1 protein-coding gene is annotated in these 231 nt (G+C 42.0%); it reads right to left on the bottom strand.

Annotated elements, in window-relative coordinates; all coding sequences use genetic code 11:
* Nucleotides 1-231, bottom strand: a 231-nt coding sequence (locus tag SB749_RS21090) for a hypothetical protein (RefSeq protein ID WP_410712040.1), incomplete at both ends; no start/stop codon positions are given.

The raw sequence follows: 231 nt of genomic DNA, 5'->3' as shown, positions 1-231 counted from the left end.
GTACTTAGCGCAAACAACAGAACAAAGCCGCTATGATAAAGCAATGGACTGACATCAAGCGGTAACGTTGCCCAAATTGCGGATAACAAAAAACCATAAACCAGCGCTATTGGCTTGTATAAACATAAAATGCCGAGCACAAATTGCAATAGTAAAAACAACCAGAAATGCGGCACTCTAAGCCACTGACTCACACTAAGATCAATCGCGATAATGAGGCTCGCAATCAAC

It is taken from the genome of Brevibacterium sp. SIMBA_078, from assembly GCF_046534565.1.
Taxonomy (GTDB): domain Bacteria; phylum Actinomycetota; class Actinomycetes; order Actinomycetales; family Brevibacteriaceae; genus Brevibacterium.
The sequence above is the reverse complement of the archived record's forward strand: the minus strand, read 5'-3'. Positions and strand labels throughout refer to the sequence as shown.